Below are 15,416 nucleotides of genomic sequence, written 5' to 3'. Positions count from 1 at the left end.
CGTGGCGTGTGGCACGCGCACGGTCATCGACGCCGTGTTCGGCTCGTATCGGGTCGGGGAACGAGCTGGGCGCCTCGGTTGCTGGACTGCCTGAAACCGGGGATGCTGTTGCTGGCCGACCGGAACTTCCCTGCCGCCGCGTTGATCGAGCAGATCTCCGGGACCCGGGCGGACCTGCTGATCCGGTGCCGTGCCGACCGCCGACTCCCGCCGGTCGGGCGGTTGTCCGACGGGTCGTGGCTGGCGCGTGTGGGCCCAGTGCTGATGCGGGTGGTCGATGCCGAGATAGTGGTTCGTGACGGCGACGGCGGTGTCCGCCGCACCGGCCGTTACCGGATGATCACCACACTCACCGATGAGAAACGTTATCCCGCAGCGGAATTGGTGGACCTCTATCACCGGCGGTGGGAGATCGAAACCAGCTATTTCGAGCTGAAATCGTCGACCCTGGGCGGCCGGGTGCTTCGGGCGCGTACTCCCGACGGTGTCGCTCAGGAGGTCTACGCGCTGCTGATCACCTATCAAGCCTTACGCACCGCGATCGCCGACACCGCGCTGGTCACTCCGGGCATGGTCGCGGACCGGGGCAGTTTCACCGTCGCCCTGCACACTGCCCGTGATCAACTCGTCCATGCCGCCGGGATCGTCGCCGACGCGACTGTCGACCTCGTCGGCGTGATCGGGCGTGCCGTGCGCGACAACCCGCTACCCGCTCGCCGGCACCGAAGCAGTCCCCGCGTGGTCAAACGTGCCATCTCCAAACACCGCGCGAAAGGCGTGGTCGACCGGACGATCTACAACACCCGGATCAGCGTGCGCATGCTGCCGGATTGACAACCCGGCAGCACACCAAACTAAGTGGCCTTGGGGCTAACCTGCCGGTCGCTCGGCCTGGCGGAACTTGGCTTCGTAAGCGGTATCGAAGTACTCGCGGTAGCCCACGACCTTGCCGTCGGCAACATCCAAGCTGATTTGGCAGAGACTCTCGTACGGTCGACCGTCATGCCAGGTGGCGGTGATCCTGTTCTCGACCGACGCGCGATTGCCGTCAGCCAGAACCGAGAGGAGTTCGACCTTCAAATCGGCACCCCCGTCTTTCAGGCCGCCAACCCAGGCATCGCGGACAACCTTCGCTTCCTCGATGTCGTGGAATCCGCTCCACCAGAAGTCTCCGAGCACCCACTGCCTCATGTCGGGCGACGCAACTTGGGCGAAGAGATCGTAGTCGCCGTCGATGAATGCCCGGAAGAACGTAGTAACCACCTTTCGAGTCACTTCGGTCTGGTCTCCGTCAGGCTGGTGCTCCACCACGAATCGATCCATTTTCCGGTCCTCTTCGACACGATCGCCCTGCGAGTCAGGGTCGGCGCTTGTACTCAACCAACTGGATGATCAACTGTCAAGGGTCACCCGGATCGGCCGCGGTGGGTAGGAGGTGGGTCCGACATGGTGTTTCGGATCGGCGCCGCATCGTGGCTGACGTGTAGGCGGACTGTGTCCGGGTCGCCTCCTCGATCCGGACACGACCCACGCGAGGGCCACCTGGTCCATTTTGGCGACCGGCGGTGGTGAAGCGCGGAGCGGCAGCCCGCTCGCAGCGATCGGGAGTCGGCCCGAACTCGTAATCCAGAGGACGACGGCGGCAGCGGCGGCGGTGAGAAAATCTACCGCCGCGTCGGCGGCGACACCGGTCTTGACATGCTCCCCGCCTGCTCGAAGGCGGATTGCGATAGCTCCAGCTATCAGCGCGAGCGCTCGGAGTGCGCCAACCAGGCCGAGCGGACGGACTCAGATGTCTGCTGCTAGCGCCGCAGCGACACACCCTCCGAAGACGTCGACGAGTTTCCAGAGCATCGGGCCGTGGTGGAGACTCTCCCGGATCGCGTGCGATGCGGTGGCGCCGGCCAGCTTCCCGCACCGGTTGCAGTGAGTAGTGCGGCGAGAAGCGCCGACATGGCGATGTGGATCCGGTGGATCTCACTCACTGTGCTCGCGTCCTCTTCTGGCAACGGCTGGGGGCGAACCGCTCGCCCGATGCGAGATTACCGGGCTGGTGTCCCCTGCGCCTCGATGGACAGTTGCTTCCACTGCTCCCACTCAGCCAGGCGCTGCTGGTAGACGTGGGGGGCGAGTAGGGTCGGCTGTTCGCCGAAGAACACCCTCAGCGGCGGCTCGTCCGCATCGACGATCTTCAAGATGGCGGGACCGACGGCAACCGGATTGCCTTGAATCGCAGAACTTGAGGCCGCGTACATTGCCTGCCTCACCTGGTCGTACTGGGCCTGAGGCTGAGCGTGAACTGCGCTGCTGCCGCCCCAGTCGGTGCTGTATCCGCCGGGTTCGATCAGGGTGACCTTGATGCCGAACCCAGCTACCTCCTGCGCCAGTGATTCCGAGAGCCCCTCCAGTGCCCATTTCGACGCGTGATACCCGCCGAGGGTTGGGAAGGCCGCGATGCCGCCGATGGTCGAGATCTGGATGATGTGGCCGGAGTTCTGTTCACGCAGGATCGGCAACACGGCCTGAGTCACATGCAGCACGCCGAAGAGATTGACCTCCAGTTGATCTCGCAACTGCTGCTCTGTGATCTCTTCGACGGCGCCGAAAAGCCCATACCCGGCATTGTTGACGACGACGTCGATGCCCCCGAAGGTGTCAACCGTTTCGGTGACCGCCGCGGCAACAGCCTGGCGGTCGGTGACATCGAGGGTTAGCGGTAGTACGGCTTGGCCGTACTGCGAGACCAGATCCTCGATGTCTGTTTCCTTCCGTGTGGTGGCCGCGACGCGATCGCCGCGACCGAGGGCGCTGTGGGCGAACTCTTTACCGAAGCCGCGGCTCGCGCCAGTGATGAACCAGGTCTTACTCATGCGGAACTCCTATGAATGGAATAGATGCAACGTCACTGTACGTCAAAGATGTCACTTAGTGCCATTAGGGCTACTCGATTACACTCGGCTTATGAGCGCACACACCCCGCGGCAGGTCGAGTCGATCCGCCAGAGGACGCGGCGCGTGGTGACATCCGAACTGCTCGACCGTGCGCAGGATCTGTTCGCCGAATGCGGCTACGAAGCGGTGACTATCGACCAGATCGCCGCAGCGGCAGGCATGTCGAAGCGCACCTTCTTCCGCTATTTCGCGAGTAAAGACGCTCTCGTGCTCGGCAAATACGATCGGCAGGGCGAGCAGTTCGCGGCAGCGATCGCCGCCCGCCCTCCCGACGAGCCCGTATGGGTCTCTCTGCGACGGATGTTCGACGGCGTTGTCGAGTACATCTCCGACCCCGAGCTCGCGAAACGCGCCGCGGAGATGGATCGTGTCATCAGTGCTTCCGAAACACTGCGTGCCGGGCAACTCGAACGGTTGCAACGCGGACAGAACCTGGTCGTCGAGCAGATCGAGAAACGCAGCAACGGCGCGATCACCGGTTTGAGTGCGACCGCCCTGGTTGCGGCCGCCTTCGCGGCGCTGGCAGCCGCGCACGCCCATGCCCAGGCTCATGGCGTCCCGTTCGACACCGCACTCGACGCCGCTATGTTCGCGGTGTCGCACGCAGGAGACCCGGTCCGGACGGTGACCGAGTCGGAAGGCGAGTGACTCGCAGTCATTTCGCGCTGACGCGCGGTGCAGCGCGTCAACCGTGTGCTTCAACGGCAACGGGTGGCCACTGGTGTCGGACGGCTGGTGGATCCGATCCGACCGGCACAACGCCGGAGTCTTCGACCGGCTACATCAGTCATGCTCGACCGGCGCAACGCCGCCGGGCTGATCGACTTCGACTGGTCATCGCCGACTCCTCGCACGTCCGCGCGAAAATGGGCGCAGATACCGGCCCGAGCCCTGGCGCCCAGCCCAGGTTCTGACGTGCGGTAACCAATGATCGGCGCGCTGTCGTGTGTCGATCATATGACGTTGCCGCCGCTATTCGACGTCGTGCGCCGGCTGGGCGGTCGGCCGCGGCGCAGGATCCGAACCCTGATCACCGAAAGGGGTTATGACTACCCGTGTGGGTACGACAAGCTGCACCGCACCGCGTTACTGGCGTATCCCGTGGCGCGGAACCCGCGACCAGGTCGCTCCGGCACGTTGCGGGACAGTACTTTCTGCAGCAGCAGGGTTCGCCGCCCGTATACGGGGTGGCAAGGTCGGGTACCTGCTTGAACCGGTGAGTGAACTCACTACATCCCAATAGGTTGTTACCGACTGGCAGGATATTCAACTGCGCTGCGTTTGTCAGCACTTTGGCCGATAATATTAACCATATGGTTGATATACAAAGTGATCTGACTATTACCCAGTGCTCGACAGGCATCGCCACCCGTTCGGCGGATACCGCGCCGACGTGCACACGATCGGCATCATTCCACGCATGGTTGGCGACAGTCTCGATCAACTAGTTAGTGCAAACTCGGCTAGCCCAGTCGAAGACGAAGGAGTCGGATGATCACGTCAGTTACGCACCAGCCGTCCAAGCTGCGGTGACGGCGATGAAGTTACGCACTCGAGGCACGATCTATCGCGGTAGCACCAGCAAGGCCCTCGTCATCGAACAACGACTTCCCGACCGAGGATCGCGCCCCACTGGAGGAGTGTGTGACGGCAGCTTTCGGGACATCGGAGGCGCGCCAGATCGACGAGGTCGGCGGTGGCGAAGGACTCACGAGCAAATTCGCCTACGTAGGTCCACCGACACGGGTCGCGGTGGCCATCAAGGGCGCTGTAGTGAACGACAGATTCGTGCCCGTACGAACGATGAGCCGTCACCGCCCGAGATCGTCGAGGCATCCGCCATTCGGACGGCACGCCGGACCTTCACCAGCAGACTCTTCATCGACTGTTCCCGACTGAGCGACCCAAGCCAGTTCCGGTCCTCAGACGTGAGTTCATCGTGCCCTTGCCCGGCGACGACGCACGTCAACCCGCCCTGCCGGTGTGCTTCAACGGCGCCCGACCAACGTAGCTGAATGAGGATGACGAACTCATGACCATTCCCGAGGAACCTCGCATTCTCCTAGACGTCAAGGACAGCGGATATGCCGTCCTGACCATCAATCGCCCCGAAAAACGCAACGCCGTCGACCGGATCGCACAGATACAGATCCAGGAAAGACTTGAGGAAGCACGGGCAAAGGGCGCCAAGGCGATCGTGATCACCGGAGCAGGTGAGATCAGCTTCTGCGCCGGTGCAGACCTGCGGGACACTTCGCCGGAGATCCCCGCGACAGCGAAGGCGCCCACCTCGTGGATGGGGACCCAGCAGGCGATCACCGAGCATCCCGCAGTGATTATTGCGGCCGTCAACGGCTACGCCCTGGGCGGTGGCCTGACCTTGGTGAACAACGCAGACCTCGCGATCGCTTCCGCTACAGCAACTTTCGGTATTCCGGAGATAGCTCTCGGGGTCTACGCATCGCTGGCGGGTCCGAGCACAGTCCAGCGCATCGCGCCCAAGCACGTATCCATGATGATTTTCACCGGCGAGCGCATCGACGCGGCGAAGGCGCTCGAAATCGGACTGGTGAACGAGGTTGTCGCGCCGGAGCAGGTACTCGCCCGGGCAGAAGAACTGGCGGCCAAGGTTGCGCAGTACGATGCGCTCACGCTAGATGTCGCGAAGAAGTCGATCCGCGCTGAGCAGCATATGGAGTGGGATGACGCTTTGCTGCACGGTTCCTGGTCGACCTCCTTCCTCGCTGCGACCCGAGCAGCGACGAATCCCCGATTGGCGGATCGCCGATGACGGTCCACTATCCGGGCTTCGTGTGCTCGATCTCGGCATCATCACCGCGGGGAGCCGCGTCCTCGCAGGTGTTCGCCTACTTCGGCGCCGACGTCATCAAGGTCGAAGTGCTCACTTTGAAGCTCCCCGGGTTTCGTGCGCACCGTGATGTTCCTCGGGTTTTTCGGAGTCGGTTTGGTTGACTTTCTTGGTCACGACACCGTCGAAGGAAACTCGTTCGTGCCCAGGCGTTATCCCGAAGAGTTCCGCCGCAAGGTTCTGGATCTGGTCGTTGCAGGTCGATCGGTCGAGCAGGTTGCCGCCGATCTCGGCATCAGTGACCAAACGATCTATGTCTGGCGCAAGCAAGAACTGATCGACACCGGCCAGCTACCCGGCGCATGTCGCGCCGAGCAAGCCGAACTGTCCACCGCCAAACGGCGGATCCGGGAACTCGAGCATGAGCTCGCGATCCTGAACGGCTCGTGAGCTGCTGAAAGAACTGGGAGGCGACCCAAAAGGCGATACGCGGCCACAGCCACCATGGCGTCCCAGGGTTTACCGGTGCAGGTCGCGTGCCGATTGCGTTAATTCGGCGTCGTGTTGTTCAGTGGCTCAACAGGATTCGCTTCCGGAGCAGGTCGGTTTGGCGCGGCCGAACATTTGGCGTTTGAGCATCTTGATTCGGTTGACGTGCCCTTCGACCGTCCCGCTGCTCCAGCGGGTGGTGAGGCCTGCGGTGACCGCGTCCTGATCGGTGCGTAAGCCGCGGACGAACGAGTGCAAGGCCGGGCGGTCATCGGCATCGACACTGGTCATCCAGTTTTCGAGTTCCCGGCCGCGCCGCTGGGTCATGATCGTGGCGAACGCGCGGACATGGGCAGCGAGCGATTCCAGCTCGGGACTGGCCTCCAGGATCGCGGCGAGGCGACGTTGGTCATCGGGATCGATATTGGCTGGATGAGTCATGATCCATGCGCTGACCTTCCGGACCGTGGGTGGTTTCGGCGGTGGCGCCGGGATGTGTGCGATGGTCCGGAACGGCTGCAGGTAGGCGCGAATCTGGCTGGCTCGGCCTCGGTAGCCTCGTGATCGGATCTCTTCGAACAGCCGCGCGGCGTTGGTGCAGCCCTCGTTCCAGCGTTGATGCAGGTAGGGCTTGAATTCTTCGAGCAGTCCGGTTCGATAGCCGGTGCGGTTGTTGACCAGCAACTCCTGCGGTGACTCCGCGCGGGCGAACCGGCGGACCGTGCCGCGGGCCAGCCCGAGCCGGATAACGATGCCGCGGATGGTCTCGCGGTCGGCCGGCAATGCGTGGATCTGGGGGTAGCGCGCACGGGTGCGGACCGCGGTGCGGTCCTGCCGCTGTGCCGGCTCGACCGGGATGTGATGGAGGCCGGCCGCGACCTCGGCGATGTCGGGCCGGCCAGCCGGGCGCTCCAGGTCGGCCGCGGTGACGATGCCGCCGATGTGACCGCGGCCCAACTGCGGACGGTGGTCGGAAATCTGATCGCCGCCGGACGGTGGCGGTCCGACGATCCCGACATCTGGATCGTCGGCGATGCCGGCTACGACGGGCCCGGTTGGCGTTCCTGCTGTCGGATCTGCCGGTGCGGGTGCTCGCCCGGATGCGCTCGGACCGTGTCCTGCGCCGGCCCGCACCCCCGTGGTTGCCCGGCACCACCAGCCGCCCGCCGCGCCATGGTGGGGAGTTCGCGTTCGGTGACCAATCGACCTGGGGCGAACCCGCCACCGAAACCTTTACCGAGACCAGGCTCTACGGGCCCGCGCACGCACGATCATGGACCGGCTGCATCCCCGGCTGACCCACCGCTCGTCCTGGATCGCTGCGGCCCGGGAACTACCAGTGATCGAGGGCACCGTGATCCGGCTCGATGTCGACCGCCTGCCCCGGGAGGTGGACCTGGCTGCTTCTGGCCGCCTACACCCCACTGAGCCTGGCCCGCGGACTCGCGGCGGCCGTGGGAGAAACCTGTTGCTGCACAACGACTCACACGCGCACGCGTCCGGCGGGGGTTTCGGCACTTCCGTCCGAACATCGCCTGTCCGGCCGCTGCACCGAAACCCTCCCGCCCCCTGGCTGGGCCGCCCAGCAGGAAAGCGAAACCAGCGGCCCGCTCCTCGCCACGAACGTGCATCTCGGTACCGCAGGCAATGCCAGAGGACCAACTCCAGCCGGGACCCGACCACGCCGTACTAGTTAAAACCCAAGCTAGTACAGGGGTCACCTGGGACCTGAACGGGCTCGACGACGTCCTGGCCCGAGCACACCTGCCCTCCCGGCTGGTCGTGGACGATGTCGTAAGGCGAGCGCCGTCTCCCGCAACGGACTCACCGACGAGCCCGTGACCGCCTGGACGATGATCACCGCCGCTGGGCGGTCGCCGGGCCGACGCCACTGCGCATGCCTGCGCCGAGCGCGCTTCTGCCTCGGACCCGATCCAGGGGCTCCCTATAGGCGGGGCCGAATCGGCGGCCGGCCGCGATCAACAGCTTCGGCTCAAGACGGCCGGTTGTACAGGCTCTTTCCACCGCACACGTACAGAAGCTGGCCGGTGGTCGATCCGCCGGCAGGCCCGACGAAGTACGATACGGCCCAGGCGACATCCTCGGGAGTGCCGATCACACCGGTCGGCTGGGCGGCGAGAAGCCGCTTCATGACTTCCGGCGACTCGTTACGGATCAGAGGTGTGTCAATCAATCCGGGTGCGATCGCGTTGACGGTGATCCCGAATCGGGACAGCTCGATAGCCAGGGACCGCGTGAACGAGACCACGCCGCCCTTCGACGCCGAATACGCCGACTGCCCGAACCAGCCGAGCCACGCGCGGGAGGAGATGTTGACAATCCGTCCAGATCGACGGTCGGCCATCACCCGGGCGGCCGCGCGCGAGCAGTTCATCACCCCGGTCAGGTTGACCGCGAGGGTGCGATTCCAGACTTCGTCCGTCAGCTTCCTGATCGAGCTGTTGATGCTGATGCCCGCATTGTTCACGAGGATGTCCAGCGGCCCGTAGCGCGCTTCGCTTTCCGCCACCATGGCCTCGGCGGCATCGGCGGAGGTGATGTCGGCGGCGACGGCGGAAGCCGTCAAGCCCGCAGCGGTAAGCTCCGCCGCCGCGTGCTCGGCACTCTCAACGGACCTGTCGGCGATCGTGACCGCCGCGCCTTGCGCAGCGAGTTCCGCAGCGATCGCAAGTCCGATCCCTTGTGCCGCACCGGTCACGATGGCGGTCTTTCCTTCGAGCTTCACAGTGATCTCCTCAGACGCTCAGGCTGGACAGCAGACTGGAGCCACCGCAGCAGAAGAGGATCTGGCCGGTGATGTAGCTGCTGCGCGGATCCGCCAGAAAGGCGGCGGTGGCGGCGACATCCTCGACCGCAACAGGCTTCGGCAGGAGGCTCCGCACATCCCCTGCGGCCGGGTCACCGGGTGCGATCAGGTTCACCCGGATTTGCTGCGGTGCCAGTTTCAGCGCCAAGCTCCGCACGGCGGACGCCAGGGCACCGGCGACAGCCGCGGCCTCGACCCGATCAGCACTGCCGAGTTGATCTCGGCTGCTCACGACGACAATTGCGCCACCACCCGCCTCACCGGCGCGGAACTGCCATCGCCGCACACCGGCGAGCAGCTCTGCCACGGCGTCCCCGTTCACCTTGCCGCCACCGAGGAGCCCCGCATCCACCACAACCGCATCGACCGGGCTGTCCTCGTCTGCGGCGACCTGCCATCCGGAGTCCTGAAGTTGCGCGAGAACGGCATCGGTGAGCGGTGTCGGCTCTGATCCGATCAGTACGACAGGCATGTCACGCCTCCGCGGTGATGATGTGGACGGAGCAGGCACCGTTGTCGACGCCGAAGATCCCACCGCCGGTCGTATGGGTCAGTGCGACCTCCGCACCGGAAACCTGCAGATCTCCCGCGGTTCCGGTGAGCTGCCAGTGGCTCTCGGCCAGCTGACTCACGCCGGTGGCACCGACCGGGTGCCCCCGGGAGAGCAGACCGCCGCTCGGGCTGACCGCCACCCGGCCGTCGAGAGCGAATTCTCCGTCCGCGACCGCCCGGTATGCTGTGCCCCGTTCCGCTAGACCTAGAGCCTCGGCGTGCAGGAATTCCGCGACCGCGAACGCGTCGTGCAACTCGACCAGGTCGAGGTCAGCGGGAGTGATTCCCGACATCTCGTAGGCTGCCGTGACGGTGCGTTCGGTGATGTCCGGCCAGGCCATGTCGCGGAAGGTGGTGTGGAAACTACCTGAGCGAACCACACTGGCCCTGATCCTCGTCGTCGGCCGGCCCAGGTCCTTGGCGAACTCGTCGCTGCACAGCAGCAGCGCCGCGGCGCCATCGCTGTTGGGGCAGCAGTGGAACAGGTTGAGTGGGTCGGCGATGGGGCGCGACTGGTCGACGTCCTCAGCCGTGACCGCCGCGCGGAGGTGCGCGCGAGGATTGCGTGCGCCGTTACCGCGATTCTTCACCGCCACATTGGTCAGGTCTGCGACGGTCGCTCCGGTCTCGTACAGGTAGCGCTGCGCGCGCATGGCGTAGGTCGCCGGCATGACGACGCCCTGGTCGATCTCGATATCGGCGGTGGTGAGCGGGAGCGTCCCGCCGCCGAATGCGGACAGGTTGTCCACGCCGACCACCAGCACGCAGTCGTACTGGCCAGCCGCCACCCCCTGCCACGCGAGGTGGACGGCCGATCCGCCGCTGGCGCAGGCATTCTCGACGGTGAAGACCGGCGGGCCGGACACCCCCACCCGCTGCAGAACCCGCTGCGCGATGAGAGAGCCGCCGTACACAGAGCCGACGAAGCCGGCCTGGATCGCTTCCGGTGCCACGCCTGTGTCAGCGAGAAGCATCGCGGCCGCTGAGACACCGAGGTCGGTTGCCGAAGTATTCTTGTGCTTCCCAAACGGATGCACCGCGGCACCGGCGATATGAACGTTTCTCATGACCGATCACCTTCCGAGCTGACTTTGGCACCGTCGCGGTGCGGGCGAACTACATAGGACACGAGCGGGCGCCCATCGGCGTTCCCGATCTCTCCCACCGCCAGCTCCACCGGGGAGCCCGGCTCCAGCGCCTCTGGCGCCTCGGTGTGGGCGAGCAACCGCACGCCATCGATGTCCACGTAGCTGAGGACATACGGCGCCGGAAATCCGGGCGGTCCAACCCTCACCACAGTCGAGGCGTACGCCACCCCGGTTGTCCCGCTCTCGATGACGACCACATTCGCTCCGGCACACTGCGAACAGATCGCGACCGGTGGGAACCAGCGACTGGCGCAGTCCTGGCATTCGGTGATGCGCAACCGCACCCCGGTTTCGTCGTGGGTGAAGAAGTTTTCGGCGACGACCTTAGCCGCCGAGTCGGTTTCGATGGGCATCTACTCGCCTCCGTATGAGGGGTCACGTCGTTCGCTGAAGGCCCGGCGGCCCTCGGCACGGTCACTGGTGTCCCGCAGCAGGCCCCACATCGCCTGTTCCATGGCAATCGCCTGACTGAGCGGGACCTCATAGCTGCGCCGGGCCAGCTGCGTGATGGCACGAATCGAAAGGGGGCCGTTCGCCGCGATCCGGCGTGCCAGCTCGAGTGCGGCGTCCAAGAGTTCATCCGGCTCGTGTAGATCGCTGACCAACCCGAGGCGTAGCGCCTCGTGGGCATCGATCCGATGCCCGGTCAACAGCATCTTCATCGCCACAGCCGGCGGGATCGCTCGTAGCAGATGGGACAGCCCGCCGACGGCCGGGATGCTGGCCCAGCGAGCTTCCGGGAGCGAGAAGGTCGCCGTGGTGGAGGCGATCCGTAGATCACAGTCCAAGGCGATCTCCAGCCCTCCACCCGCCGCGTGACCGTTGACCGCTGCGATCAGCGGCTTACCGGCGGCGACCTCGCTCAAGGTGATGGCCCGGACATATCCTCCATCGCCGACCCCCTCCTCCCATGGCGCCAGCAGGGCGGCGGCGAAAGGTCTCCCGGCAGGCGGAGTGCGACCCAGGTCCGATCCCGCGCAGAACGCGCGCTGCCCAGCTCCAGTCACGATCGCGACCGCGAGCGAGCTGTCGTCACGGAACTCTTCGAGTGCTTGGCGCAGCAACACCATCGAATCCGGATCGAGCGCGTTGGCCACCTTCTCCCGATCGATTCGGACGACCAGGATCGGGCCTTCGCGCTCGGTACTGACTCCCGGAGGCGATGACTGATCGATCTCCGACATCAGATCTCTCCTATCGTGCTGGGCGGGCCCCGTGCCGTCTGCCGAAGCCCTCGATCAGCGACTCGGATCCAAGCGCGTCAGTGACAACGAAGGCCGAGAGGCCAACCAATCTTGACCAACTGGTTGGCTAATTGTCAAATCACGAAGCCCTTCCAGAAGGCTCCACACCGGCGCAGATACCTTCCCGACAGGCGTGGGTTGACTAACAATCAACTAGTTAGTTAATCTGCCACTAAATAACTACGCCCGCACAGACCGACGACTTATCCGACCCTTATGAGAGCGTGGCAACGCATGACAGCAAGCCTTGAGAAGCCGATCCCGATCCCCACCGAAGCAGACAGGCCCTACTGGGACGCACTCCGCGAGCATCGTGTAGTACTTTCGCGCTGCGTCGCGTGCGGCTGGCTCAGCCAGCGGCGGAAGATGATGTGCCTGCAGTGCCACAGCGAAGAGTTCGACTGGGCCGAGATCTCGGGGCGCGGCACGATCTACTCCTTCACGGCAGTACACCAGACCTGGGTCACCGCCTTCAAGGATCACGTGCCCTACGTGCTGGTTTCGGTTGCCATCGAGGAGCAGCCCTCGCTGATCCTCGTGACCAACCTCCTCGGCGAATACGACTTCGAGTCGCTGGAGATCGGCCAACCAGTGGTTGCCGACTTCGAACCATGCGGTAGCGAGGTTCTGCTGCAGTTTCGCTTGCAAGGAGCCGACGATGTTCAGTCCTGACAATCCCGTCGCCATCATCGGCGTCGGGCACTCCCAGGTGGGGCGCTACCTCACGCGGCCCCTCGGCCTCCTCGCCAAGGATGCCGTGCTGACCGCCATCGAAGACGCAGGCATCCGGCCGGAAGATGTCGACGGCGCCGCGACATTTCCGGCGTACCCCGAGGGACCCACTGATGGCACGAAATTCATCAGCATGGCGTGGCTGGTGCACAACCTCGGCTTCGACAACGTCCGGTGGTGGGCCGAGACCCAGACCGGCAACGTGAGTACAGCCATCGAGCAGGCCGCCCACGCCTTGGCCCACAACCGGTGTAATTACGCAGTGGTGTGGCGAGCGATGTCGTTCGCAGCCGGGGGTAGCTACCAGCCCATGCACAACGACCTCGAGGCGCAGGGGAACCTCGCCTACACGCTTCCATACGGCAAGGCGAGCGCGATCGCCGAGTTCGCACCGGCCTATATGCGATACATGAAGCTGTACGGCGCGAAGCGCGAGCATCTCGCGACTCTCGCGGTAGCCCAGCGCAAGGGCGCCAATCTCAATCCCAACGCCCACTTCCGCGACACTCCGCTGACGTTCGACGAGTACATGAGCGCGCGGATGATCGCCGACCCGATGTGTCTGTTCGACTGCGACATTCCGGTCGATGGAGTGGCCGCCATCATCATGACCACGGCCGACCGCGCGAAGGATCTGCCGAATCCACCGGCCTACATCACCGGCCTCGGACAATCCGGCATCAAGAAGGGGATCGAGCCCAGATCGATCAGCGGTCTCGTCAGCGGTATCGGTCCTCGGATGTTCGAGCAGATGGAGCACACCGCGGAAACCATCGGCGAAAGTCTGTGGAGCACATCCGGACTGCGCCCGAGCGATATCGATGCTGCGATGCTCTACGACGGATGGGCTCCCGACGTCTACTTCTGGCTGGAAGGACTGGGCTTCTGCGGGAAGGGCGAGGCCTTCGAATTCATCCAGAACGGGCGGATGGAGATCGACGGTGAATTTCCGATCAACACGTTCGGCGGAAACCTGAGCGAGGGCCGCCTGCACGGAATGGGGCACTGGGTCGAAGCCGCCTTGCAGGTGCAGGGACGCGCTGGAAAGCGCCAGATAAAGAAGGCTGATCACGTCGCCGTGGCGAGCGGCCTGATGAACCTCGGTTCTGGAGCCATCCTCAGCAAGAGCCCACTCTGACCGGATAGGCCGCACCACACAGGGAGCAACCGCCGAGCCCGAGCCGTGGCGGTCGACGGGACCACCCGTCGACCCCCATGGCTCCCTCGCAATACGGGCACCTCAAGAAGATGGTGCAACGAACCGGCGGCCCCCACGGCCGATCCACAGTGCCAGTATCAGGAGCCTGCGGCAGTGTTGATGGCGACGGTGTCCAGTACCCGCTCCGGGGCGTCGGCTTTGGCCACGGCAAGCGTGGCCCGCCCCAGTTGCACTGGTCGTGACGTGACCGGATATGCACCGTCGCAACAGCGGATACAACGGCCTGACCACCCTATACAATGCGACGTAGGGTCTTGGACCTCGCCTTGGTCCCGGGTAAGGGGCCGATGAACGCGGGCCGGAACATGTAAGTCTCGTCGGACATAGCGCGTTTCCGTTTCGCCCTTTACCCGCGCCCACATCAGACACGCTTTGCCGGTGCTGTCGGTTCCGGCACCAACGGATTCGCCGTGGCCGGGAAGGTCGACCACCAGAGCTGGAATGTTCTCCGCAGAAGAACCCCCTCCCCGGTGTGAGCTTGCAGCCCTCCTCCACGCAGGAAAACAGCTCTGGGCTCGCCCCGCGCCCCAGCAAGGAACGCTGAGGCGCCTGTCCCCCGCACCGAGCTCGAGCCGCCGGATGACCAAAACTACGGCGATGTCGAGGTGTTGGGCGATCTGCTGGACATGCCCAGCGTCATCCGGCGACGCTGGGCCGAGCCCCAAGGTCACGATACGCACCTGTCCCCGGTCGAGATCCGGCATTACTTGGCGTCCGTCACTTCTCCTCCTGATCGTGCGGCGTCCGCCGCTTCGTCGCCCGGCTCAGCCCCGAAACATCGACGAGATCCGGACGCATGGTCAGACCTCGGGCCCCTTGCCGCAACGGTCCAGGAGGTAGGCGACGAACGACTCCACCTTCGCCTTATATTGGGGGCTGTCCGCGTCGAGGCCGGTGATCATAGTCACCACTTGGGGGAAAATCCGGCTGCTCATCGCTAGTAGGGTCACCGTCAGGGCCAGCGCCTCGGCATCGACACCTTCGTCCAGTTCGCCGTTGCTCTGTGCGCGACGGATCAAATCAACCTCGACCTGGTAAGCGCGTGTTCGCCGTTGTTGCAGAACGATATCGACCTCGTTGACGTCGGGACTCCCATGTTCGAGCCCTTCCCAGACGAGTAGCCGCCGGAAATCTACGCCGTTGTCTTCCGGGCCGTCGAGGAGCCTCTTGATGCCGTCTCGAAGTCGCGCCTGCTGCACGGTCCCCCAGAGCGGGGCGCTCTGCTCGACCATCCACTCCAGCACAGCGGTGAATAGTGCGTTTTTCGAGTCGTAGTAGTAGTAGATGAGAGCTTTGTTGACCTTCGCCCGGCGAGCGATTTCGTCGACTCGGACGGCCGCGCGGCCGCGGCGGGAGAATTCCTCGGCGGCGATGCGGAGAATGCGGGCACGTCGATCGGTCCTGATCTTGGAAGTCTCGGATGGAACGGCGTTCACTGTCCCAT

At 64.6% G+C, this 15,416-nt stretch carries 16 protein-coding genes; 7 read left to right on the top strand and 9 right to left on the bottom strand.

Annotation, left to right across the window (positions count from 1 at the left end):
* Nucleotides 1-6 precede the first annotated feature (6 nt).
* Entirely contained in the window at nt 7-834 is an 828-nt protein-coding gene (locus ACZ60G_RS35900; RefSeq protein WP_465815948.1) for a transposase, read from the top strand.
* A gap of 36 nt (nt 835-870) precedes the next feature.
* On the opposite strand, the gene ACZ60G_RS35895 is transcribed toward ACZ60G_RS35900, so the two are convergent.
* Together ACZ60G_RS35895 and ACZ60G_RS35890 are read right to left on the bottom strand one after the other, a co-directional pair.
* Entirely contained in the window at nt 871-1,323 is a 453-nt protein-coding gene (locus ACZ60G_RS35895) for a nuclear transport factor 2 family protein (protein ID WP_465815946.1), read from the bottom strand.
* A gap of 719 nt (nt 1,324-2,042) precedes the next feature.
* Entirely contained in the window at nt 2,043-2,870 is an 828-nt protein-coding gene (locus ACZ60G_RS35890; protein WP_465815945.1) for an SDR family oxidoreductase, read from the bottom strand.
* A 91-nt stretch (nt 2,871-2,961) separates the two neighbouring features.
* On the opposite strand from ACZ60G_RS35890, the gene ACZ60G_RS35885 reads away from it, so the two are divergent.
* From ACZ60G_RS35885 to ACZ60G_RS35875, 3 genes are all read left to right on the top strand, one after another.
* On the top strand, nt 2,962-3,600 hold the full coding sequence (locus ACZ60G_RS35885) for a TetR family transcriptional regulator (protein ID WP_465815943.1): 639 nt from the start codon (nt 2,962-2,964) through the stop codon (nt 3,598-3,600).
* A gap of 1,384 nt (nt 3,601-4,984) precedes the next feature.
* Entirely contained in the window at nt 4,985-5,743 is a 759-nt protein-coding gene (locus ACZ60G_RS35880) for an enoyl-CoA hydratase/isomerase family protein (protein ID WP_465815941.1), read from the top strand.
* Nucleotides 5,744-5,878: 135 nt separating this feature from the next.
* Nucleotides 5,879-6,211 carry a transposase gene (locus tag ACZ60G_RS35875; protein WP_465815939.1) on the top strand — a complete coding sequence of 111 codons (333 nt, stop codon included), beginning with the start codon at nt 5,879-5,881 and terminating at the stop codon, nt 6,209-6,211.
* A 126-nt stretch (nt 6,212-6,337) separates the two neighbouring features.
* Here the strand turns inward: ACZ60G_RS35875 and ACZ60G_RS35870 are convergent, their stop codons facing one another.
* Nucleotides 6,338-7,207: a transposase gene (locus tag ACZ60G_RS35870; RefSeq protein WP_465815937.1), complete on the bottom strand. Its 870-nt coding sequence runs from the start codon at nt 7,205-7,207 to the stop codon at nt 6,338-6,340.
* A 98-nt stretch (nt 7,208-7,305) separates the two neighbouring features.
* Here ACZ60G_RS35870 and ACZ60G_RS35865 point away from each other — a divergent pair, with 98 nt between their 5' ends.
* A complete protein-coding gene (locus ACZ60G_RS35865; protein ID WP_465815935.1) occupies nt 7,306-7,548 on the top strand; it encodes a transposase in 243 nt (80 codons plus the stop codon).
* Nucleotides 7,549-8,243: 695 nt separating this feature from the next.
* Here the strand turns inward: ACZ60G_RS35865 and ACZ60G_RS35860 are convergent.
* The 5 genes from ACZ60G_RS35860 to ACZ60G_RS35840 are packed head-to-tail and all read right to left on the bottom strand — an operon-like array spanning nt 8,244 to nt 11,961.
* Complete coding sequence (locus ACZ60G_RS35860; protein ID WP_465815933.1) at nt 8,244-8,996, bottom strand: SDR family NAD(P)-dependent oxidoreductase; 753 nt, start codon at nt 8,994-8,996, stop codon at nt 8,244-8,246.
* A 10-nt stretch (nt 8,997-9,006) separates the two neighbouring features.
* Nucleotides 9,007-9,549: an SDR family oxidoreductase gene (locus ACZ60G_RS35855; RefSeq protein ID WP_465815931.1), complete on the bottom strand. Its 543-nt coding sequence runs from the start codon at nt 9,547-9,549 to the stop codon at nt 9,007-9,009.
* Between the two features lies 1 nt (nt 9,550).
* Complete coding sequence (locus ACZ60G_RS35850) at nt 9,551-10,696, bottom strand: thiolase family protein (RefSeq protein WP_364404154.1); 1,146 nt, start codon at nt 10,694-10,696, stop codon at nt 9,551-9,553.
* Nucleotides 10,693-11,130 carry a Zn-ribbon domain-containing OB-fold protein gene (locus ACZ60G_RS35845; protein ID WP_465815929.1) on the bottom strand — a complete coding sequence of 146 codons (438 nt, stop codon included), beginning with the start codon at nt 11,128-11,130 and terminating at the stop codon, nt 10,693-10,695. Before ACZ60G_RS35845 ends, ACZ60G_RS35850 begins: the two co-directional genes overlap by 4 nt.
* Nucleotides 11,131-11,961: an enoyl-CoA hydratase/isomerase family protein gene (locus ACZ60G_RS35840; protein ID WP_465815927.1), complete on the bottom strand. Its 831-nt coding sequence runs from the start codon at nt 11,959-11,961 to the stop codon at nt 11,131-11,133.
* A 276-nt stretch (nt 11,962-12,237) separates the two neighbouring features.
* Between ACZ60G_RS35840 and ACZ60G_RS35835 the strand changes: the two genes are divergently transcribed.
* Together ACZ60G_RS35835 and ACZ60G_RS35830 are read left to right on the top strand one after the other, a co-directional pair.
* Nucleotides 12,238-12,693, top strand: a complete 456-nt coding sequence (locus tag ACZ60G_RS35835) for a Zn-ribbon domain-containing OB-fold protein (RefSeq protein WP_465815925.1) — start codon at nt 12,238-12,240, stop codon at nt 12,691-12,693.
* A complete protein-coding gene (locus ACZ60G_RS35830; RefSeq protein ID WP_465815923.1) occupies nt 12,680-13,891 on the top strand; it encodes a thiolase C-terminal domain-containing protein in 1,212 nt (403 codons plus the stop codon). The genes ACZ60G_RS35835 and ACZ60G_RS35830 overlap by 14 nt, the downstream gene beginning before the upstream one ends.
* A gap of 881 nt (nt 13,892-14,772) precedes the next feature.
* Here the strand turns inward: ACZ60G_RS35830 and ACZ60G_RS35825 are convergent.
* Entirely contained in the window at nt 14,773-15,408 is a 636-nt protein-coding gene (locus ACZ60G_RS35825; protein ID WP_465815921.1) for a TetR/AcrR family transcriptional regulator, read from the bottom strand.
* Nucleotides 15,409-15,416: the final 8 nt, after the last annotated feature.

The sequence above is a fragment of the Nocardia sp. NPDC102475 genome (assembly GCF_055584605.1).
The sequence above is the reverse complement of the archived record's forward strand: the minus strand, read 5'-3'. Positions and strand labels throughout refer to the sequence as shown.

Excerpts from the sequence above, each read along its gene's own strand:
- ACZ60G_RS35895 (WP_465815946.1), bottom strand. The coding sequence starts at position 1,323 with ATGGATCGATTCGTGGTGGAGCACCAGCCTGACGGAGACCAGACCGAA.
- ACZ60G_RS35885 (WP_465815943.1), top strand. The coding sequence starts at position 2,962 with ATGAGCGCACACACCCCGCGGCAGGTCGAGTCGATCCGCCAGAGGACG.
- ACZ60G_RS35840 (WP_465815927.1), bottom strand. The coding sequence starts at position 11,961 with ATGTCGGAGATCGATCAGTCATCGCCTCCGGGAGTCAGTACCGAGCGC.
- ACZ60G_RS35890 (WP_465815945.1), bottom strand. The coding sequence starts at position 2,870 with ATGAGTAAGACCTGGTTCATCACTGGCGCGAGCCGCGGCTTCGGTAAA.
- ACZ60G_RS35855 (WP_465815931.1), bottom strand. The coding sequence starts at position 9,549 with ATGCCTGTCGTACTGATCGGATCAGAGCCGACACCGCTCACCGATGCC.
- ACZ60G_RS35850 (WP_364404154.1), bottom strand. The coding sequence starts at position 10,696 with ATGAGAAACGTTCATATCGCCGGTGCCGCGGTGCATCCGTTTGGGAAG.
- ACZ60G_RS35830 (WP_465815923.1), top strand. The coding sequence starts at position 12,680 with ATGTTCAGTCCTGACAATCCCGTCGCCATCATCGGCGTCGGGCACTCC.
- ACZ60G_RS35880 (WP_465815941.1), top strand. The coding sequence starts at position 4,985 with ATGACCATTCCCGAGGAACCTCGCATTCTCCTAGACGTCAAGGACAGC.
- ACZ60G_RS35845 (WP_465815929.1), bottom strand. The coding sequence starts at position 11,130 with ATGCCCATCGAAACCGACTCGGCGGCTAAGGTCGTCGCCGAAAACTTC.
- ACZ60G_RS35835 (WP_465815925.1), top strand. The coding sequence starts at position 12,238 with ATGAGAGCGTGGCAACGCATGACAGCAAGCCTTGAGAAGCCGATCCCG.